Source organism: Actinophytocola sp., assembly GCF_036555685.1.
Lineage (GTDB): Bacteria > Actinomycetota > Actinomycetes > Mycobacteriales > Pseudonocardiaceae > Actinophytocola.
The window spans coordinates 1-20043 of the sequence record NZ_DATBKY010000261.1 but is presented as its reverse complement, the minus strand read 5'-3'; the positions used below and the strand labels follow the sequence as shown (position 1 = coordinate 20043).

Sequence of the window (20043 nt, the reverse complement as noted above, 5' to 3'; positions counted from 1 at the left end):
GTCGTACGGTTGTGAACGTGGTGACAATGCGGTCGAGGCGCGTCGACTACACCGAGTCGACGAGAAAGGCGCTGGTGGACTCGGCGCTGGACCTGTTCACGAAGCGCGGCTACGCGGGTACCTCGCTGGACGCGATCGTGAAACGCGCGCGGGTCACCAAAGGCGCGCTGTACCACCATTTCAGCGGCAAGCAGGCCTTGTTCGAGGCGGTTTTCGACGAGGTGGAGACGGCCGCGATGAAGGCTCTGACGGAGGTCGTCGACGGTGACGGCACGGCCTGGGAGCGGGCGATGGCCGGCATCCGGGCGTACGTACGGGTTTGCCTGGACCCCGCGCACCAGCGGATCGTGATCCACGAGGCGCCGGTGGTGATGGGCTGGGAGCGCTGGCGCGAGGCGGAGGAACACTTCAGCTACGGCCTGGTCCGCGCGACGGTGGAGGCGTTGCTCGACGCGGGCGAGATCGAGCCCCTGCCGGTCGAGGTCACGGCCAGGATCCTGTTCGGCGCCCTCTCGGCCGGGGCGGAGATCATCGCCGGCTCGCCGGATCCGAAGAAGGCAGGCGCCGAGGTGACGAAGACCATCGTCGCGGTGATGGAAGGCATGCGCCGCAACGCAAAGAACGCTTCGGAGTAGCAGCCCGACGCCTTATCCCCGGCGAGCATCGCGTCGACCGACAACGACGGACCAAAGATCCGCAGCGAGGCTCAACGGCGCTTGGGATCGGCTGGCGGACCATGCGCGGCGAAGCGCGCCAATCGACCACCCCAACCCGCAACTCTTGCCGAACGCCACGAGCGGCCTCACCAGCGAAGACGCAGCCAGGTCAAGATCAACAACGGCCTCCGGCGCCCCGGTCACCACTCTAGCGGCGACCACCGACGAGTTCGGGGCGAAAGCCTGAGGGCTGTGGACTACCCGTGCTGGGCCAGCTGGAAGTCCACACCCGGCGACGACGGTGCCCACCGCGGCAGCCAGCGGTCGACCACCGGCAGAGTCCCGTCCAGCGCCGCGAGAACGTACCGCTCCGCCAACGGCAACACCTCGGCCACCGTGACCTGGCGGCCGAGTTCCAACGACAGTGACGTGACGCCGGCGTCGCGGATGCCGCACGGGATGATGTGCTCGAACGCGCTCAGGTCGGCGTTGCAGTTGATCTCGAAGCCGTGCATGGTCACGCCGCGCTGGACTCGGATGCCGATAGCGGCGATCTTGCGTTCCGGGCGGTGGTCCGCCGCCAGCCACACGCCGCTGCGGCCCTCGACCCGGCCGGTCGCGAGGCCCAGCTCGTCGCACACGGCGATCAGTGCCTGTTCCACTCGGCGGACGTACTGCACGACGTCGATCGGGTCGGCGAGCTTCACGATGGGGTAGCCGACCAGCTGGCCCGGGCCGTGCCAGGTGATCTTGCCGCCACGGTCGACGTCGACCACCGGCGTGCCGTCGTCGGGACGCTCGTCGGGCTCGGTGCGCTTGCCGGCGGTGTACACCGACGGGTGCTCGAGCAGCAGCAACGTGTCCGGGCCCGACTCGTCGGCCCGCTCCGCGGCGATCGATCGCTGCACGTCCCACGCCTCGAGGTAGTCGATCGTGCCGAGGTCGCGGACGAGCACGGGCGCGCTGGACGCGCGGCAGGAAGCAGTGGCCACGAATGCGACCCTACGCCGTCGTTCCGTGGTCGTCGTCGATCACCGCTGGAGGGCGGCGCCCATCGCGTCGTCCAGGACCGGGTAGCGGAAGCCGAACCCGTGCGCGGTCAGCACCGCCGGCACTACCCGCTGGCTGAACAGGATCTCCTCGGCGCCCTCGCCGACCGCCACCCGCAGCGCGATCTCCGGCACGAACCACGGCGCCGGCCGGCCCACCGCCCGACCCAGCGCGCGGGTGAACTCGCGGTTGGTCACCGGGTTCGGCGAGCACGAGTTCACCGCGCCGGAGATCTCGTCGTGCTCCAGCGCGAACCGGATCGCCGCTACGTGGTCGGCGATGTGCAGCCACGACATGTACTGCAGCCCGTCGCCGAGCCGGCCGCCGAGCATCAACGCGAACAGCGGGCGCAGCGTGCCGAGCAGGCCGCCGCGCCGGGACAGCACGTGCCCGGTCCGCAGCCGCACCACCCGCGCGCCCGCCTCCGACGCGTGCCGAGTCGCGGCCTCCCAGTCACGGCACAGTGCGGCGAGGAAACCCTGCCCGCCCGGGGTGGTCTCGTCGCTCTCGCGGTCGCCGGTGTCGCCGTAGTAGCCCACCGCCGACGCGTTGACCAGCACCGGGATGCCGCGCTCGGCGACCGCCGTCGCCAGCACCTCGGTCGGCTCCACGCGGCTGTTCAGCAACATCTGCTTGCGAGCGTGGCTCCACCGCCTGCTGCCGATGCCCGCCCCGCACAGGTTGACGATCGCGTCCGCGCCGTCGAGCGCGCTCTCGTCGATCCGCCCGGCCGGCGGATCCCACTCACGCTCGTCGACCGCGCGGGGCCGGCGCCGGACGAGCCGGATGATGTCATGTTCGGCTTCGCGCAGGTCATGGACGAGCGCGGTGCCGATCATCCCGGAGGAACCGGCCACCACGATTCTCATCGCTACAGACCCAGGTCGCCCTCGAAGTTCCCTTCCTGCAGGCGGTTCTTGACCGTGGTCAGGAACCGGCCCGCGTCCGCGCCGTCGACCAGGCGGTGGTCGTAGGTCAGCGCGAGGTAGGCCATCGAACGGATCGCGATGGTGTCGCTGCCGTCGGCGTCGGTGATCACGACCGGCCGCTTCACGACCAGGCCCACGCCGAGGATGCCGACCTGTGGCTGCGCGATGATCGGCGTGTCGAACAGCGCGCCCTGGCTGCCCAGGTTCGTCAGCGTGAACGTGGCGCCGAACAGCTCGTCCGGAGTGATCTTGTTCGCCCGCGTGCGGTCGGCGAGGTCGGCGATCTTGTGCGCGAGGCCGGCCACGGACAGGTCGCCCGCGTTGTGGACGGCCGGGGTGAGCAGCCCGCGCTCGGTGTCCACCGCGATGCCGAGGTGCTCGGCACCGTGGTAGGTCACCTCCTTGGTTTCGTCGTTGATCGACGCGTTGAGCTTCGGGTGCTGCTTGAGCGCCTCGACCGTGGCCTTCGCGAAGAACGGCAGGAACGTGAGCTTGACGCCCTCGCGCTGCTCGAACGCCGCCTTGGCGCGGGACCGCAGGCGGGCGATCTTGGTGACGTCGACCTCGAAGATCTGGGTCAGCTGCGCGGACGTCTGCAGCGACTCGACCATCCGCCGCGACACGGTCTGGCGCAGCCTGCTCATCTTCTCGGTCTTGCCGCGCAGGTCGGACATCGGCGCCGCCGGGGCGCTGGACGCGCTCGGGGCCTTCGCCGCCGGGGCGCTCGGGGCCTCTGCGGCAGGCTGCTTGGCGGCCTCGGCGGCGGCGAGCACGTCCTGCTTGCGGATCCGGCCGCCGACGCCGCTGCCCTGCACACTCGACAGGTCGACGTCGTGCTCGGCGGCGAGCTTGCGCACGAGCGGCGTGACGTACGGGGTCTCGCCGTTGGTGCGCTCGGCCGCCGGCGCGGACGCGGCCGGGCGCGGCGCTTCCTGGCGCGCGGGCTCCGGCTGCTTCGGGGCCTCCTGCCGGGGCGGCGCGGCCTCCTGCTTGGGCGCTTCCTGCCGCGGCGCCTCCTGCTTCGGGGCTTCCTGCTTGGGCACCTCCTGCTGGGGTGCTTCCTGCTGGGGTGCTTCCTGCTTCGGGGTCTCCTGCGCGGGCGCCTCCTGCTTCGGCTGCTGCTGGGCCGGTGCGGCCGAGCCGGAGCCGACTACCGCGAGCTGGCCGCCGACCTGCACGGTCTCGTCCTCGCCCGCGGTGATCTCCAGCACCGTGCCGGCCACCGGGGACGGGATCTCCGTGTCGACCTTGTCGGTGGACACCTCGAGCAGCGGCTCGTCGACCTCCACCGAGTCGCCGACCTGCTTGAGCCAGCGGGTGACCGTGCCCTCCGTGACGCTCTCGCCGAGCGCCGGCATCGTCACCGGCGTGCCGTCGGCGCTGCCCCCACCATCCGAAGTGGACTCCGCGGCCTGCGCGGGCGCGGCTGCCTGTGCGGGCTCCGGTTCCGGCTGCTCCTCGGGCTCCGGCTCGGGCTCTGCCTGCTGCTCGGGTTCGGTCTGCTGTTCGGACTCGGCGGTGTCCGTGTCGGCGCCGGAGTCCCCGCCCGACCCGCCGCCCGAGTCGGCACCGTCACCGATCACCGCGAGCTCGCCGCCGACCTCGACCGTCTCGTCCTCCTGGGCGACGATCTTCTGCAGCACGCCGGCCGCGGGCGACGGGATCTCCGTGTCGACCTTGTCCGTCGACACCTCCAGCAACGGCTCGTCGACCTCGACGCTGTCGCCTTCCTGCTTGAGCCACCGGGTGACCGTGCCCTCGGTGACACTCTCGCCGAGTGCCGGCATCTGGACGGAGAATGCCATGGTTTCGCTGACTCCTTGGGACTAAACGGCTCAATCGTGGATGGTCGCTTCGCGAGCTCCGCTCAGCCGTGTACGTGCAGTGGCTTGCCGGCCAGGGCGAGGAAGGCCTCGCCGAGCGCCTCGGTCTGGGTCGGGTGGGCGTGGACGAGCGGCGCGACGTCCTCCGGGTAGGCCTCCCAGTTGTAGATCAACTGTGCCTCGCCGACAAGCTCGCCGACCCGCTCGCCGACCATCGTGACGCCCACGACCGGGCCGTCCGGGGCCTTCACGAGCTTGACGCCGCCCGACGTCTTGAGGATCTGGCTCTTGCCGTTGCCGCTCAACGCATACGTGTAGGTGTCCGCGCCGCCGTACTTCTCCTTCGCCTGCGCCTCGGTCAGGCCGACGGATGCGACCTCGGGCTTGCAGTAGGTGACGCGCGGGATGCCGGCCTCGTCGATCGGCCGCGGCTCGAGGCCCGCGATCTCCTCGGCGACGAGGATGCCGTGCTGGAAGCCACGGTGCGCGAGCTGCAGCCCGGGCACGAGGTCGCCGACGGCGTAGACGTTGTCCAGGTTGGTGCGCAGCCGGTCGTCGGCGAGGACGAACCCGCGCTCCATCTTGATGCCGGCCTCCTCGTAGCCGTGGCCGGCGCTGTTGGGTCCCCGGCCGACCGCCACCAGCAGCGTCTCCGCCTCGATCGACTCGCCGGACTCCAGCGAGACCGTGACGTTCGAGCCGTTCTGCTCGGCGCCGGTGAACTTCACGCCGGTCTTGTACTTGATCCCGCGCTTGCCGAACGCCCGCTCCAGCTGCTTGGACGCCCACTCGTCCTCGAGCGGCACGAGCCGCGGCAGCGCCTCCACGATCGTCACGTCGGCACCGAACGAGGCCCAGACGCTCGCGAACTCGACGCCGATCACGCCGCCGCCCAGCACGACCACGCTGGCCGGGATGTAGTCCAGATGCACGGCCTGGTCGCTGGTGATGATCCGGCCGCCGAGATCAAGCCCGGGCAGCGTCTTCGCGTAGGAGCCGGTGGCCAGCACGATGTTGCGGCCGGTGTAGCGGGTGCCGTTCACGTCGACCGCGTTCGGCGCGACGAACGTGCCCTTGCCCTCGACGACGGTGACCTTGTTGGCCTTCGCGAGCCCCTGCAAACCCTTGTACAGCCCGCCGACCACGCCGTCCTTGTAGGAGTTGACGCCGGCGATGTCGACACCCTCGAGCGAGGACTTCACGCCGAACTGGTCGCCCTCGCGCGCCAGATCCGCGACCTCGGCGGCGTGCAGCAGCGCCTTGGTCGGGATGCAGCCGCGGTGCAGGCAGGTGCCGCCCAGCTTGTCCTTCTCCACGAGGATCACCGAGAGGCCCAGGCCCGCGGCGCGGAACGCACAGGCATAGCCACCCGATCCGCCACCCAGGATCACGAGGTCAGCGGAGGTATCAGCCACGGGGTCTCCCTTGACGTGGGTGTGTCGACGTGCGGTGGGGCTGCCGGGGTTGACCGGTCACCACACATCATCTTGTCACTACCTGCGGCAGGCTTGCGAGGTGGCCGCATTGGCACAATGACGAGGGACGACTTTCATACGGAGGTACCCGCCGTGGGTGTTTTCGACTCGCTGCGCAAGAAACGCAAGGGTGGCGGCCAGGTGCGGGGGTCGACGAAACAGGACACCGCGCACCTGGACGATTGGGCCGCCCAGCGGCAGGGCGTCGAGGCCTACGTTGAGCCGCGCACGCACGTCACCGAGACGACCGTGGTGCTCGTGGCGCACGACGGGGAGTGGACCCGCCGCCGGATCGCGAGCCCGGAGGCGGCCGCCGACTTCGCGCGGAAGCGAAAGATCCCGCTTTACGAAGTGGAACGGGTTGGCTACCCGAAGCGCATGAGGGAGTATCAGGCACGCCAGAAGAAGGAGCGCGGTAGCGCCTGAGACAAGTTCAGAAGGGCGTTACGTGAGCCGAGCTTGCGGAGCGAACCAATCAGCACAAGGCGACCGCGAGCGCCGGCACCGAGCCTGCGAGGGAGCGACGTGAGCGGGGTCACCGTCGTCGTCGACTTGGGCGTCACCGACACCGTCGGTGTGTTGCGCGGAAGCGGCGCAGGCCCGCGCCCGGTCGTGGTGGACGGTGCGACGCGAGTGCCCACCGCCGTGGCGCTCAGCCCTGATCACCAGCTCGTCGTCGGCCGCGAAGCGGTCGGCCTGGCGACAACCGAGCCGGACCGGGTCGTGCGCGACCTCAAGAGCCGGCTGGACCGGCACGACCTGATGGTCGGCGACATCGTGCTGCCGGTGACGCGCCTGGTCCGCACGCTGCTCTCCCGCGTGGTGCGCTCGGCCGGCACGCGTGTCGACGAGCTCGTGCTCACCCATCCCGCCGGCTGGCCGGACGAGCGCGTGGAGGTGCTGACGCGCGCCGCCGAGGGGCTCGCGCCCGCGGTCCGCACGGTCGTCGCGCCGCTGGCCGCCGCGGCCGGCGCGGAGCTCGACTCCGACCAGACGCTGCTCGTCGTCGAGCTCGACGGTGACTCCGGCACGGCCAGCACCGTGCGCGTCAAGTCCGGCAAGTTCAGCCTCGTCTCCACCGTCGACCTGCCCGTGGACGGCGAACTCGCGAAGCTCGCGCACTCCGCCGACGACGTGCTGGTCGTCGGCCGCTCCGGGCGCGCGCCCGTGCTGGCCCGCCGGCTCGCCGAGATGGGCTGCGCGGTGCGGTTCGACCAGGACCCGGCGACCGCCGTGGCCCGAGGCGCGCTGCGGCTGCTCGAGCGGCGGGCCGCGAGGAGCCTGCGCAACGGTCGATCTGTGGCGCCGGCTTCGTCCGGTGCTGCCTCGTCCGGTGGTGCGCCGGCCGCCCGCGTGCCGGCCGGCCGGCCGTGGCTGCGGCGCGCGATGGTGTCCGCCGCGGGGCTCGTGATCGTGGCCGCGCTGGCCACGATGCTGGCGCTGGGCTGGGGGCCCGGCCTGCGGACGGCGGGCAGCCCCGGCCCGGCCGCGGGGGCGCTCGTCGACCCACCGGCCGGCGAGGACGCCATGCCACCGGAGGTCGAGGGCCGGGAGACGGTCACGGGCGGCCAGCCGGCCTACACGGCGGCCCGGCTCGGCGTACCGGCCCGGTACCGCACGGCCGTCGGGGCGGAGCTGCAGGTCGCGGTGAAGGAGGTGCGCGCGACCTCGAGCGTTTCCGCCCTCGGCGCCGCGCCGGCCGGCTACCGCTGGCTGATCGTGGAGGTGACCGGCACGAACGCGACCGGACCGGGCTGGGAGGGCGACCTCTCGCGCAGCGTGTCGGTGGTCGACGATCGCGGGCTGTGGATCCGTCCGCTCGGCGACGGGGTCGTGCAGTGCCGGGCCACCACGCCGAAACCGCCGAAGACGCTGGCGCCCGGGAAGAGCTTCGACGGCTGCGTCGCCTTACCCGTGCCCGAGCGGACGCCGGTGACGGCGGTCGTGTTCGGCTCGGTCAGCAGCGACGCCGATGAGACGCCACCGGTTCGGGTGCCCGTGGCGATCCGCCCGGTCTTGCGAGCGAAGCCGGTCACGCCGCACGTCGTGGGCAAGGTCGGCGAGCCGCCGGTCGAGGTGAGGCTGGCCGACTCGACGATGCGCGCGGGCTTCGACGTGGTCGTCACCCCGTCCGGCTATGTCGGCGACCGCCACCCGGCGCCCGGCAACCGGTTCGTCGTCGTGCGCGCGACACTGGGCTCGGCCGACGACGTGTTCCTCCGCGACGACCGCGGTGTGCTGAGCCCTGCCCAGCCGGGCTTCGACCGCATGCCGGACTGCCCGCCGTTCACGGGCCCGGGCGGCGCCGACCGCCCGGTGTACGCGTGCTTCGTCTACGAGGTCGACGCCGACGCCCGCGTGGCCGGCGTGACCTACGGCGACCTGGCCCCGGACGCCGCGCTTTCCGGCAGCAACCTCGAGGACTGGCCCACCTGGACGGAAGGCTGACGCTCAGCCGTTCTCGGCGATGTCGGCGAGGACCGCGGCGATCGTGCGTACCGGGACGCCGGTGCCGCCCTTGGCGGTGTAGCCCCACGGTGAGCCGTTGTTGTACGCCGGGCCCGCGATGTCGATGTGCACCCACGGCAGGCCCTCGGGCACGAACTCGCGCAGGAACAGGCCCGCCGCGAGCATGCTGCCCCACCGGTGGCCCGTCACGTTCGACAGGTCTGCGAGCTTCGAGTCCAGATCGCGGCGCAGCTCCTCCGGCAGCGGCATCGGCCAGCCGCCTTCGCCCGTCGCCTTCGCGATGGCGGCCACGCGGTCGCGGAACTCGTCCGAGCCCATGATTCCCGGCGTGCGCCTGCCGAGCGACACGATCTGGCCGCCGGTCAGCGTCGCGGTCTCGATCAGGTAGTCCGGCTCGTCCTCACCCGCGCGAACGATCGCGTCGGCCAGGATCAGGCGGCCCTCCGCGTCGGTGTTGAGCACCTCGACCGTCTTGCCGCCGTACATGGTCAGCACGTCGCCGGGCCGGTACGCGGCGCCCGACGGCATGTTCTCGGCCATCGGCACGGTCGCGACGATCTCCAGCGGGTACCTGAGCTTCGCGGCCAGCACGACCGTCGCCACGATCGCCGCCGCGCCGGACATGTCGGAGGTCATCTCCTCCATGTGCGAGGCCGGCTTGATCGAGATGCCGCCGGTGTCGAACGTGATGCCCTTGCCGACGAGCGCGACCTTCTTGCGTGCCTTCGGGCCGCGGTAGGCGATCCGCACCACGCGGGGCGGCCGGGTCGAGCCCATCCCGACGCCCAGCACACCGCCGAACCCGGCCTTGCGTAACGCCTTCTCGTCGAGGATCTCCACCTCGAGACCGGCGTCGTTCGCCAGCGCCGCGGCGCGCTCCGCGAACGAGGCGGGGTAGAGGTGGTTCGGCGGGGTGTTGACGAAGTCGCGCGTGGTGGTGACCGCCTCGGCGATCGCGGTGGCCGCCTTCAGTGCCGCACGGTGGTCCTTCGCGGAGCCGTCGGCCGGGTTCACCAGGTCGACGCGCTCGACCGGGGCGTCCCCGCGCTCGGAGCGGAACTCGTCGAACGCGTAGGCACCCAGTACCGCACCCTCGGCTGCCGCCGAAAGGTCCACAGTGGACAAAGTGCTCACCACGCGCCGGGTGCCCGCGAGAGCCCGGGACGCGGCACCGGCCGCGCGGCGCACCTGCTCGGGCCCGAGCTCACCCGCCTTACCCATGCCCGCGGCCACGACGACGTCGGCGGCCAGTCGTCCGATCGTCGGCAGCTTGACGACTTCGTCCGGTTTGCCCGTCGCGCCCAGTGTTGCCAGCACCTCGGCGAGCCGGCCGTCGAACGCCGCGTCGACATCCTCGGCGCCCGGCGCGAGCGCGACGTCCTCGCCGTCCTGCACGGTGCCGATCACCACGGCGCCGGCGTCGGCCGCCGCGGCGGAGGTCGTGGTCAGGGACAGCTTGGGGGCGCTCAACGATCTGCTCCTGTCGGTCGGGTCGCTGCCGCATGCTAACGAGTTGCCGCAGGTGTGCCCACCGTCAGGTGGGTGTGAACGCGTCTGACACGGTTGCCTCGTGTCCACACCGGTTCGCGGGATCGATGTCGTCGCCGGCGGCGTGTCGGCGAGCATCGGCGCCGGGCTGTTCCTGGGGCTCGCGCCGGCGGCGTCGCTCGCCGGCCGCTGGCTGCCCGCGGCGGTGCTCATCGCTGCACTCGCCGGCGGTCTGGCCGTGCTGTCCACATCGGAGCGTCCATCTGAGACATTGCCGGTTTCGTTGCGCCGCTTCGGGTTCACGCTCGGCATGCTGGCCCGGTTGGCCGCGGCGGTGGCGATCGCCGGCACGGTCGCGGTCTATCTCACGCCGCTCGTCGCGCTCGTGCTCGTCGCGGTCGTGACCGCGATGGCGGCGAGCCCCGTGCCGCCCGCGGTGGTCCGCGCCGCCGCGATCGCCGTGCTGATCGTGCTCGCGGTGGTGGTCACCGCCTGCCTGGCCATCGCACCGGTCACCCCCGCGGTCGCCCCGCCGGACACCGGGAGCGTGCCCGGTGTGCTCGCGGCCGCCGGGCTGCTGACCGTGTGCTTCTTCGGCGCCGATGCGGCAGCCAGGCCGGGACGCCGGCGGCCCGTGGCCGTGGTGCTCGTGATCGTCGCGCTCACCTCCCTCGCGGTCGCGGGCGCCGCGCTGCACCAGCTCGGGGCGCCGCGGCTCGCGCTCGCGCCCGCGCCGCTGCGGGCCGCGCTCGCCGCCGCCGATGCGACCGCGATCGAGCGGCTGCTCATCGCCGGCGTGGTGGTCGCGTGCGGGTTCGCGTTGCTGGGCGTGCTGCGCGGCCTCCGGGTGGCCGGGGTGCCCCGGGTGCGGCTGGTCGTGGTGTCCGGTGTGGCGACCGCGCTCGGCATGCTGCTGATCGAGCCGACCGCCGCGCTGGCCGCCGCCGCGGTTCTGCTGCTGGGCGACGCGACGTTCCGCGCCGTCGCCGGCCGCCATCCCGGCGTGGCCCGCTGAGTGGCACTCGGCTCGGTTGGACGTCGGATTGTCCGATCGCCGAGTTCTCAGCCGGCGGCTTCCCGGCTACCGTGCACACATGACGCCCACATTCACCAGGACTCCCCATCCGTCGCCGGCGACCCCGGAGCGGATCGCGGAGGTATTGGCCAATCCTGGGTTCGGGATGCACTTCACCGACCACATGGTGACGGTTCGCTACGACCGGACGCAGGGCTGGCACGACGCGAAGGTCGAGCCGTACCGGCCGATCACGCTGGACCCGGCGGCCATGGTGCTGCACTACGGGCAGGCGATCTTCGAGGGCCTGAAAGCCTACCGGCAGCCGAGCGGCACGATCGCGAGCTTCCGGCCCGACGCGAACGCGGAGCGCTTCCGCCTCTCGTCGCGCCGGCTGGCGATGCCGGAGCTCCCGGACGAGCTGTTTCTCGGCTCGCTGCGCGAGCTCGTCGCGGTCGACGGCCGCTGGGTGCCCGAGGAGGACGAGGAGTCGCTCTACCTGCGGCCCTTCATGATCTCCACGGAGATCGGCCTCGGCGTGCGGCCCGCGTCGGAGTACCTCTACGTGCTGATCGGCTCGCCCGCCGGGTCGTACTTCGCCAGCGGCATCAAGCCGGTGAGCGTCTGGCTGTCGCACGAGTACGTGCGCGCCGCTCCCGGCGGAACCGGCGCGGCCAAGTTCGCCGGCAACTACGCCGCCTCGCTGGTCGCCCAGGCGCAGGCCGCCGAGCAGGGCTGTGACCAGGTGGTCTGGCTGGATGCCGTCGAGCGCCGGTGGGTCGAGGAGATGGGCGGGATGAACCTGTTCTTCGTCTTCGGCTCGGGTGCCGACGCCCGCGTGGTGACCCCCGAGCTTTCCGGCTCGCTGCTCGCCGGCATCACCCGCAACTCACTGCTCACGCTGGCCTCCTCGCTCGGCTACACCGTCGAGGAGCGGCGGATCTCCACCGAGGAGTGGGAGAAGAAGGCCGAGTCGGGCGAGCTGACCGAGGTCTTCGCGTGTGGCACCGCGGCAGTGATCACACCGGTCGGCTCGGTGAAGCACGCCGATGGCGAGTTCACGATCAGCGGCGGCGCGTCCGGCGAGGTCTCGATGCGGCTGCGCGAGACCCTGACCGCGATCCAGCGCGGCACCGCGCCGGATCCGCACGGCTGGATGGTCCCGCTGACCTGAGGCCGAATCAGCTGACCGTGCAGGTGGCCGCCACGATCGTGGTGGCCACCTCGCATGCGGCGCCCAGCACGTCGCCGGTGATGCCGGTGAGCCTGCGCCGCACGTGCGCGACGAAACCCGCGGTCAGCAGGGCCGCGAAGCCGACCGCGACCGGTCCGAGCCACACGTCCTGCCGGTCCACGAACACGCCGGCCACGAGCAGCCCGGCGAGCCACGCGATCGGCACGGCGACGTGCTGCGTACCGGCCACCAGCGCGCCGAGCCCGTCCGGCCGCGCGGCTGGCACGCCGCGCAGGCAGCACGCGGCGAACGCCACCCGCCCGGCCACGATCGCCAGCACGATCGCCCACCACCGGTGCCCGGCCAGCGCGCCGAACGCCGCCGCCTGCGCCCCGATGACGATCACCAGCGACACGACGCCGAACGGTCCGACGCCGCCGTCGCGCATCACCGCGAGCGCGCGTTCGGGCGGCCCGTAACAGCCGAGCCCGTCCGTGGTGTCGGCCAGGCCGTCGAGGTGCATCCCCCGTGTCGCGAGCGCGAGCAGGCCGACGGTCAGCAGGCCGGCGAGCAGGCCCGGCATGCCCGTCCGGTCCAGAAGGGACACGATGGCCGCGGCCGGCAGCCCCAGCACCAACCCGATCACCGGCGCGACGGCGATCGCTCGCCCGGCCACGGTCCGGTCGACCTGGTGCTCGCCGGCGGGTACGACCGTGAGCCAGGACAGCGCCAGCCGCAGCGCCGCGCCCATCAGGTGGCGTCGTCGTCGATGCCGGCGGTCCGCGCCGGCGGCTTCTCCGGACCGCTGATGCCCGCCTCGTCGAACGTGGCCATCTCCGCGAGGACCTTGACGGCCATCGTCAGCAGCGGGATCGCGGCCGTCGCGCCGGTGCCCTCGCCGAGCCGCATCGTCAGGTCCAGCAACGGTTCCAGGTCCAGCTGCTCCAGCACGAGCGCGTGCGCGGGCTCGGTCGAGCGGTGCCCGGCCACCCACCACGCCCGCGCGCCCGGCGCGAGCTCCTCGGCCACGAGCGCGGCCGCCCCGGAGACCACGCCGTCCAGCACGACCGGCGTGCGGCGGACCGCGGCCTGTGCCAGGAAGCCCGCCATCGCGGCGATGTCGGCACCCGCGACGGTGCGCAGCAGCGCGACCGGGTCGGCGGTCACCGGCTTGGCGCGGCGGAGCGCGTCGCGGATGGCGGCCGTCTTGCGCATCCATGTCGTGTCGTCGATGCCCGTGCCCCGGCCGACCACGGCGACCGGCTCGGTACCCGTCAGCGCGGCGACGAGCACGGCCGCGGCGGTCGTGTTGCCGATGCCCATGTCGCCGGCCACCAGCAGATCCGCGCCCGCGTCGACCTCTTCGTCCACAATGGACTTCCCGGCGGCCAGAGCCGCGGTGACCTCGTCCTCGGTCAGCGCGTCCTCGGCGTCGATCGAACCCGAGGAGCGGCGAACCTTCAGCTTCGCGACCTCGTCGGGGGTGTCCGCGTCGACCGACATGTCGACGACCCGCACGTCCGCGCCGGCCGCCGCGGCCAGCACGTTGATCGCCGCGCCACCGGACACGAAGTTCGCCACCATCTGGGCGGTGACCTCGCTGGGGTAGGCGGACACGCCGCGCCGGGCGACGCCGTGATCGCCGGCGAAGACGACGATCCTGGGACGCCGCAACGGGTTCGGCGGGCACTGGCCCTGGCAGGCGGCGAGCCACGCGCCGAGGTCCTCGAGGCGGCCGAGCGAGCCCGGGGGCTTGGTGAGCTGCCGGTGCCGGGACAGCGCGGCCTGCCTGGACACCTCGTCGGGCGGGTTGACGGTGTCGAACTCGACCGGGTCGGTCATCCGGTTCCCTCCAGGTCAGCGCAGTCGCAGCGGGATGCCGGCGACGAGCAGCACCACGTCCGTGCACCGGTCGGCGAGCGCCGCGTTCAGTGCACCGAGCTGATCGCGGAAGAGCCTGCCAGAACGGGTCGCGGGCACGACGCCGAGGCCGACCTCCGCGGAGACGAGGACGAGGTCTGCCCGGCTCGTGCCGACCGCTCTCGCGAGCTCGCCGCACGCCTGGTGGACCGGGTCGAGGTCGCCGCCCTCCCAGGCGGCCGCGTCGTCGAGGAGCGCGGTGAGCCAGGTGGCGATGTCGTCGACCAGCACGCGGCCGTCCGCGTTCGCCAGGAACGGCGGGAGCTTCGCCGGGTCGCCGAGCTCCACGGTTCGCCAGGCCTCCGGCCGGCGCCGCTTGTGTGCCTCGATCCGGCCGGCCCACTCGGCGTCGTCCGCGTCGAGGCGGGCGGTGGCCACGTAGGTTGCCGGGCCGTCGCTGAGCAGGCCTTCCGCGTGCGCGGACTTGCCCGAACGGGCGCCGCCGAGGACCAGGGTTCGTCGCACGCCGGCACGCTATCTTGTGCGGCCGTGGAGTACTGGTGGCGCTACGACGACGGCCCAGCGCGATCGGCCGGGTTCGCTTCCCAGCAGGAGGCGGAGGACTGGCTGGGCACGGCGTGGTCCGACCTGCGCGCCGAGGGCGTGGACGCGGTGACCTTGCTCGCCGGCGAGGACGAGGTCTACGGCCCGATGAGCCTTCACCCCACGGACTAGAGGCGAGCCTCCTGGGCTGATGTCGCCGTGTTTGACGTGGTGGCTGCTGGCGCGGTTGGTCGGTGGCAGACGGTGTGGAAGCCGGCACCCGGGTCCTGCGCTGCCAACGGATCGACCGGCCGGCCGTCTCGCCCCCGCTACCGGCGAGGTCCCCGCCGGTACGAACGCCGCACACCCGGTGCGTGAGCCGGTGCCGGTGTCGGTTTCCCTCTTCACGTGTCAAACAGCGGTGGGCCGGCCGGCACCCCGTCGGGCGGGTGCCGGCCGGGGTCTGAGTCAGCCCGTGTAGGACGGGTCGGTCTGGATCACGCCGTCCAGGACCTTGTCGATGCGGGAGAGGGTCTCCGCGTCGAGGGTGACGCCCGAGGCCTTGACGTTCTCCGTCACCTGCTCCGGGCGGGTGGCGCCGATGATCGCCGAGGCGACGTTCTTGTTCTGCAGCACCCACGCGACCGCCAGCTGAGCCATCGACAGGCCAGCGTCCTCGGCGATCGGGCGCAGCTGCTGCACCTTCTCGAGAACGTCGTCGCGCAGCAGGCGGCTGATGAAGTTCTTGCCGGACTCGTCGGTGGCACGCGAGCCGGCCGGCACGGGCTGGCCGGGCAGATACTTGCCGGTCAGCACGCCCTGCGCGATCGGCGACCACACGATCTGGCTGAGGCCCGCGCGCTCGCTCGCGGGCACGACCTCGGCCTCGATGACCCGCCACAGCATCGAGTACTGCGGCTGGTTGGAGATGAACGGCACCTTCAGCTCGCGGGCGAGCTCGGCGCCGCGGGTGATCTGCTCGGCGTTCCACTCGGACACACCGATGTAGAGCACCTTGCCGGCCCGCACCAGGTCGGCGAACGCGAGGAACGTCTCCTCGAGCGGCACGCTCTTGTCGAACCGGTGTGCCTGGTAGAGGTCGACGTAGTCGGTCTGCAGGCGCCTCAGCGAGGCGTTGGCCGACTCGATGATGTGCTTTCGGCCGAGGCCGCGGTCGTTGGGGCCGCCGGGGCCGGTGGGCCAGAACACCTTGGTGAAGATCTCCAGGCTCTCCCGGCGTCGCCCGGCCAGCGCGCGCCCGAGCACCGACTCCGCGCGCGTGTTCGCGTACACGTCGGCGGTGTCGAAGGTCGTGATGCCCGCGTCGAGCGCGGCGTGCACGCACGCCTGCGCCTGTTCCTCCTCCACCTGGGAACCGTGGGTGATCCAGTTGCCGTACGAGATCTCACTGACGGACAGGCCGCTGCGGCCGAGACGACGAAACTCCATGACGACCAAACTAACCGTGGAGCGACTCCAGGTTCGCGGGCAGCCGGTTAACTGTGGACAACCGGGCGACTTGTGGACAACTCGCGATCACACCTTGTCGCCGGGTGACACCCGTGGCTTGGGGACGCGCAGCTTGCGGATCTGAGACGCGCGGATGAAGGCGTACCACCCGATCGACAGGCCGCGGACCGGCTCCTTCGGGAACCTCTGGCGCACGAGCTTCGTGTACCGCCGGCCCGCCAGCAGGCCTTCGAGGATCATCACCACGAGCATCGCCAGGCAGAGCAGCGTGGTGAGGCTCTGCACGCGCGCGTCGGGCACGAGCAGCGCCACGAAGATCAGGATCGCGAGCGGCATGAACAGGCCGAGCAGGTTGCGGCGCGAGTCGACGAGGTCGCGGATGTACGCCTTGACCGGGCCGCGGTCGCGTGGCATCAGGTACTGGTCGTCGCCCGCCATCATGCGTTCGCGCTGCTTCACGCGGATCTCGCGGCGCTTCGCGGCCAGCGCCTTGCGCTCGTCCTTGTTGCCACGCGCCCGGCGCATCGCCTCGCGCGTCGTACGCGGCGGGGGCGCCATCGGGCCACGCTTGCGCTGTTCGGCGTCGCGGCGCTTCGGGGTAGGGCGGCCCTTGCCGGGGGTGTGCGCCTTGCTGCGCGCGTCCTCCACCGCGGCGTCCTCGCCGGATTCGGACTCGGCGACGGACTCTGCTTCTTTGCGGCGAAGGAACCTCACAGAGCAAAGGGTAAGGGAGACCCCTTTACTCTTTGACCATGCGGGTCCTGATCGCTCCTGACTGCTTCGGCGGGACCTTGACCGCGCCGGAGGCCGCCGAGGCCATCGCCGCCGGATGGCGCGGTGGCGCACCGGACGACCAGCTCACGTTGTGCCCGCTCGCCGACGGCGGCCCGGGGTTCGTGGGCGTGCTGTACGCCGCGCTCGGCGGGCGGCTGCGGCACAAGTCGGTCAGCGGTCCGCTCGGGTCCTACGTGGACGCCGTGTGGCTGGAGCACGAGGGCACCGCCTACGTCGAGTGCGCCCAGGCGTGCGGGCTTGCACTGGTCGAAAAGGGCGATCGGGACGCGCTCGCCGCCACCACGCTCGGTGTCGGCGAGATGGTCCGGCAGGCCCTCGACTCGGGCGTGCACACGATCGTCGTCGGGCTCGGCGGGTCGGCGACCACCGACGGCGGGGCCGGCCTGTTCCGCGCGCTCGGCGCCGTCCCGGTCGGCGCGGACGGCGAGCCGCTCGCGGCTGGCGGCGGACCGCTCGTCGACGTGGTTCGGCTGGAGGGCCGGGTCGACCTGGGCGACGTCAAGCTCGTCGCCGCCTCGGACGTGGAGAACCCGCTGCTCGGCAAGGACGGCGCGGCCCGGGTGTTCGCCCCGCAGAAGGGCGCCGACGACCTGGCCGTGCGCCGGTTGGAGAAGTCGCTGACGCGCTGGGCGGACGTGCTCGCCGAGGTGGCCGGGAAGGACATCCGGGACGAGGCAGGCGCGGGAGCCGCGGGTGGGCTCGGTGCCGCGCTCATCGCGCTCGGCGCCGAGGTCGAGTCGGGCGCCGGCATGGTCCGGCGGCTGACCGGGCTGGACACCGCGCTCGCCGACGCCCAGCTCGTGATCACCGGCGAGGGCAGCTTCGACTTCCAGTCGCTGCGCGGCAAGCTCGTGACCAGGGTCGCCGGCGCGGCGGCCGAGCGTGGCCTGCCGTGCGTGGTACTCGCCGGCCAGGTCAGCGTGGGGCGCCGCCGGGCGGCCGCCGCGGGTGTGGACTACGCCTACTCGGTGGCCGAGCACGTCGGGTCGGCCGAGGCGTCGCTCGCCGACCCGGCCGGCACGCTGACCGACCTGGCCAAGCACGTCTCCGCGCAATGGAGCAGGTGAGGGCGCCGTTCGCGGCAGTGGCGGCGGTAACACCTCGCTTCGAGCGAGGTGTGCGAACATGGAGGAAGAAAACGCGGACGATCCCGGTTGTCCACAGGTAGTAGAAGTCGAAGGTCGAGGGAGAACCATGACGACCGCCGAGAACACGACCGAGACCGCCACCCACGGGGTGACGTTGTCGGACGCCGCCGCCAGCAAGGCGAAGGCCCTGCTCGACCAGGAGGGCCGGGACGACATGCACCTGCGCATCGCCGTCCAGCCGGGTGGCTGTGCGGGACTGCGCTACCAGCTGTTCTTCGACGAGCGCACGCTCGATGGCGACCTGTTCCGTGACTTCAACGGCCTCAAGGTGGCCGTGGACCGGATGAGCGCGCCGTACGTGCAAGGCGCCACCATCGACTTCGTCGACACCATCGAGAAGCAGGGCTTCACGATCGACAACCCGAACGCCGGCGGCTCCTGCGCCTGCGGGGACTCCTTCCACTGATCCACTCGTGAACGAGCCGCGTTCTGCCCGAACGCGGCTCGTTTCCTTGTGGCGTGGGCGGCTCAGACGTACTCGTCGAGCTCGCGCACCTGGGCGTAGCAGGCGTCGTCGACCTGCCAGGGCTCGGCCGCGTTGAGCGGGTGAAACGCCTGGTCGACGGGCTGTGGCGGGACCGGGATCGTGGCGCAGTCCGCGATCAGCTCGGCGATGGTCACACGGTCGATGATGAGCACGAAGATGACGGTATGTGCAGCAAGCGATACTGCACAGCCTTACCAACCGGTAGTGTCAGTGGAGTGCCCTCAGTGGGGTACGCCATGAGCATTACCAGATTTGCAGACTTCCGTTAACTCCAACTGACGACCACCAGACAGGGGAAGCCCTCGTGCCCGTAGCCGTCTCCGGAAGCATCGCCACAGATCACCTCATGCACTTTCCCGGCAGGTTCGCCGAGCAGCTCGTCGAAGAGCAGCTGCACCGGATCTCGCTGAGCTTCCTCGTCGACGACCTGGTCGTGCGGCGGGGCGGGATCGGAGCCAACATCGCGTTCGGGATGGGGGTGCTCGGCGCGCACCCGGTGCTGGTCGGCGCGGTCGGTGACGACTTCGGTGACTACCGCTCGTGGCTCGAGCGGCACGGCGTCGACTGCACTGGCGTGCACGTCTCGGAGACCAAGCACACCGCGCGGTTCGTCTGCACCACCGACGACGACATGTGCCAGATCGCGTCCTTCTACGCCGGCGCGATGGCCGAGGCGCGCCAGATCGAGATCAAGCCGGTCGCGGACCGGGCCGGCGGCCTGGACCTGGTGCTGATCAGCCCGGACGACCCGGACGCGATGCTGCGGCACGCGGACGAGTGCCGCCAGCGCGGCTACACCTTCGCCGTGGACCCGTCCCAGCAGCTGGCGCGGATGGACGGCGCGCAGATCCGGGCGTTCATCGCGGGCGCGAAGTACCTGTTCAGCAACGACTACGAGTGGGAGCTGCTGCGCCGCAAGACCGGCTGGACCGAGCGCGAGGTGCTCGACCGGGTCGGCATCCGGATCACGACCCTGGGCGAGAAGGGCGTGGACATCGTCGCCAAGGACGGCACCGCGATCAACGTCGGCGCCGTGCCGGAGACGGTCAAGGCCGACCCGACGGGTGTCGGCGACGCGTTCCGTGCCGGCCTGCTCGCCGGCCTGGAGAAGGGCCTTGGCCTGGAGCGTGCCGCGCAGCTCGGTTCGTACATAGCGGTGCTGGTGCTGGAGACGGTCGGCCCGCAGGAGTGGACCTTCGACAAGAGGCAGGCCATCGCGCGCATCGGCGCGGCGTACGGGCCGGAGGCCGCGGACGAGATCGCTCCCATCCTCCCGTAGGTACCGCCACGCGTGACCCGCTGGTAGCTGTGGGTGCATGCGTGCGCTCGCGGCTGCCACCGTCCTGCTGCTGACCTTCGCCGGCGTCGCCTCGGCGGCGACGGGGCCGTGGGAGCCGGTCGGCTCGGACCACGCCCGCCCGCTCGACGAGAGCCAGGGCCTGGCCGTGGTGGAGCGCCCCGGTGGTACGACGGTCCGGTACACGGGCATCGCGACGATCCCGGTGGACGTGGCCGCGCGTGGCTGGAACCACGTCGGCGACCCGGGTGCCGCGCACGGCTACTACGTGGAGCCCTACCAGCGCGACGACCGCGGCGCGAAGCTCTTCCGGGTGCAGGCGCCGGACGGCTCGTGGGCGGAGTACACCCACGAGCTCGAGCCG

General features: G+C 71.9%; 20 protein-coding genes and 1 pseudogene. 10 read left to right on the top strand and 11 right to left on the bottom strand.

Translation table 11 applies throughout. The annotated features are described in order from the left end of the window. Window positions 1-26 precede the first annotated feature (26 nt). Window positions 27-635 (top strand): TetR/AcrR family transcriptional regulator, encoded by a 609-nt coding sequence (locus tag VH969_RS26205; RefSeq protein WP_331978849.1) that lies wholly within the window; start codon window positions 27-29, stop codon window positions 633-635. 278 nt (window positions 636-913) lie between these two features. Here the strand turns inward: VH969_RS26205 and lipB are convergent, their stop codons facing one another. From lipB to lpdA, 4 genes are all read right to left on the bottom strand, one after another. Further along, entirely contained in the window at window positions 914-1648 is a 735-nt protein-coding gene (gene lipB / locus VH969_RS26200) for a lipoyl(octanoyl) transferase LipB (protein WP_331978847.1), read from the bottom strand. A gap of 39 nt (window positions 1649-1687) precedes the next feature. Further along, entirely contained in the window at window positions 1688-2575 is an 888-nt protein-coding gene (locus VH969_RS26195; protein WP_331978845.1) for a TIGR01777 family oxidoreductase, read from the bottom strand. A 2-nt stretch (window positions 2576-2577) separates the two neighbouring features. Beyond that, window positions 2578-4440, bottom strand: coding sequence for a 2-oxoglutarate dehydrogenase, E2 component, dihydrolipoamide succinyltransferase (sucB, locus tag VH969_RS26190; protein ID WP_331978843.1), 1863 nt, complete (start codon window positions 4438-4440; stop codon window positions 2578-2580). A gap of 62 nt (window positions 4441-4502) precedes the next feature. After that, window positions 4503-5873, bottom strand: coding sequence for a dihydrolipoyl dehydrogenase (gene lpdA, locus VH969_RS26185; RefSeq protein WP_331978841.1), 1371 nt, complete (start codon window positions 5871-5873; stop codon window positions 4503-4505). 117 nt (window positions 5874-5990) lie between these two features. On the opposite strand from lpdA, the gene VH969_RS26180 reads away from it, so the two are divergent. After that, window positions 5991-6359, top strand: coding sequence for an oxidoreductase (locus VH969_RS26180; RefSeq protein WP_331978839.1), 369 nt, complete (start codon window positions 5991-5993; stop codon window positions 6357-6359). 99 nt (window positions 6360-6458) lie between these two features. Then, entirely contained in the window at window positions 6459-8381 is a 1923-nt protein-coding gene (locus VH969_RS26175) for an Hsp70 family protein (RefSeq protein ID WP_331978837.1), read from the top strand. A 3-nt stretch (window positions 8382-8384) separates the two neighbouring features. Here the strand turns inward: VH969_RS26175 and VH969_RS26170 are convergent, their stop codons facing one another. Next, window positions 8385-9872 carry a leucyl aminopeptidase gene (locus VH969_RS26170; protein WP_331978835.1) on the bottom strand — a complete coding sequence of 496 codons (1488 nt, stop codon included), beginning with the start codon at window positions 9870-9872 and terminating at the stop codon, window positions 8385-8387. A 100-nt stretch (window positions 9873-9972) separates the two neighbouring features. Here VH969_RS26170 and VH969_RS26165 point away from each other — a divergent pair, with 100 nt between their 5' ends. Continuing rightward, window positions 9973-10905, top strand: a complete 933-nt coding sequence (locus VH969_RS26165; protein WP_331978833.1) for a hypothetical protein — start codon at window positions 9973-9975, stop codon at window positions 10903-10905. Between the two features lie 79 nt (window positions 10906-10984). Beyond that, complete coding sequence (locus VH969_RS26160; protein ID WP_331978831.1) at window positions 10985-12079, top strand: branched-chain amino acid aminotransferase; 1095 nt, start codon at window positions 10985-10987, stop codon at window positions 12077-12079. 7 nt (window positions 12080-12086) lie between these two features. Here the strand turns inward: VH969_RS26160 and VH969_RS26155 are convergent, their stop codons facing one another. From VH969_RS26155 to VH969_RS26145, 3 genes are read right to left on the bottom strand one after another with little or no spacing between them, the layout of a single operon-like run. After that, window positions 12087-12830: an adenosylcobinamide-GDP ribazoletransferase gene (locus tag VH969_RS26155; RefSeq protein ID WP_331978829.1), complete on the bottom strand. Its 744-nt coding sequence runs from the start codon at window positions 12828-12830 to the stop codon at window positions 12087-12089. Beyond that, window positions 12830-13921: a nicotinate-nucleotide--dimethylbenzimidazole phosphoribosyltransferase gene (gene cobT / locus VH969_RS26150; protein WP_331978827.1), complete on the bottom strand. Its 1092-nt coding sequence runs from the start codon at window positions 13919-13921 to the stop codon at window positions 12830-12832. The genes VH969_RS26155 and cobT overlap by 1 nt, the downstream gene beginning before the upstream one ends. A gap of 15 nt (window positions 13922-13936) precedes the next feature. Next, window positions 13937-14464, bottom strand: coding sequence for a bifunctional adenosylcobinamide kinase/adenosylcobinamide-phosphate guanylyltransferase (locus VH969_RS26145; protein ID WP_331978825.1), 528 nt, complete (start codon window positions 14462-14464; stop codon window positions 13937-13939). A 24-nt stretch (window positions 14465-14488) separates the two neighbouring features. Here VH969_RS26145 and VH969_RS26140 point away from each other — a divergent pair, with 24 nt between their 5' ends. Continuing rightward, a complete protein-coding gene (locus VH969_RS26140; RefSeq protein WP_331978823.1) occupies window positions 14489-14674 on the top strand; it encodes a hypothetical protein in 186 nt (61 codons plus the stop codon). A 276-nt stretch (window positions 14675-14950) separates the two neighbouring features. Here VH969_RS26140 and VH969_RS26135 read toward each other — a convergent pair whose 3' ends face one another. Beyond that, window positions 14951-15931, bottom strand: a complete 981-nt coding sequence (locus tag VH969_RS26135; RefSeq protein WP_331978821.1) for an aldo/keto reductase family protein — start codon at window positions 15929-15931, stop codon at window positions 14951-14953. 87 nt (window positions 15932-16018) lie between these two features. Further along, a complete protein-coding gene (locus VH969_RS26130) occupies window positions 16019-16666 on the bottom strand; it encodes a DUF3043 domain-containing protein (RefSeq protein ID WP_331978819.1) in 648 nt (215 codons plus the stop codon). A gap of 38 nt (window positions 16667-16704) precedes the next feature. Between VH969_RS26130 and VH969_RS26125 the strand changes: the two genes are divergently transcribed. Together VH969_RS26125 and VH969_RS26120 are read left to right on the top strand one after the other, a co-directional pair. Next, window positions 16705-17814, top strand: a complete 1110-nt coding sequence (locus VH969_RS26125) for a glycerate kinase family protein (protein WP_331978817.1) — start codon at window positions 16705-16707, stop codon at window positions 17812-17814. Between the two features lie 127 nt (window positions 17815-17941). After that, window positions 17942-18301, top strand: coding sequence for a HesB/IscA family protein (locus VH969_RS26120; RefSeq protein WP_331978815.1), 360 nt, complete (start codon window positions 17942-17944; stop codon window positions 18299-18301). A 62-nt stretch (window positions 18302-18363) separates the two neighbouring features. Here the strand turns inward: VH969_RS26120 and VH969_RS26115 are convergent, their stop codons facing one another. Further along, window positions 18364-18534 (bottom strand): hypothetical protein, encoded by a 171-nt coding sequence (locus VH969_RS26115; RefSeq protein ID WP_331978813.1) that lies wholly within the window; start codon window positions 18532-18534, stop codon window positions 18364-18366. 194 nt (window positions 18535-18728) lie between these two features. On the opposite strand from VH969_RS26115, the gene VH969_RS26110 reads away from it, so the two are divergent. After that, window positions 18729-19661 carry a carbohydrate kinase family protein gene (locus tag VH969_RS26110; RefSeq protein WP_331978884.1) on the top strand — a complete coding sequence of 311 codons (933 nt, stop codon included), beginning with the start codon at window positions 18729-18731 and terminating at the stop codon, window positions 19659-19661. Between the two features lie 37 nt (window positions 19662-19698). Next, a pseudogene (locus tag VH969_RS26105) lies at window positions 19699-20043 on the top strand (hypothetical protein); the annotation flags it as partial.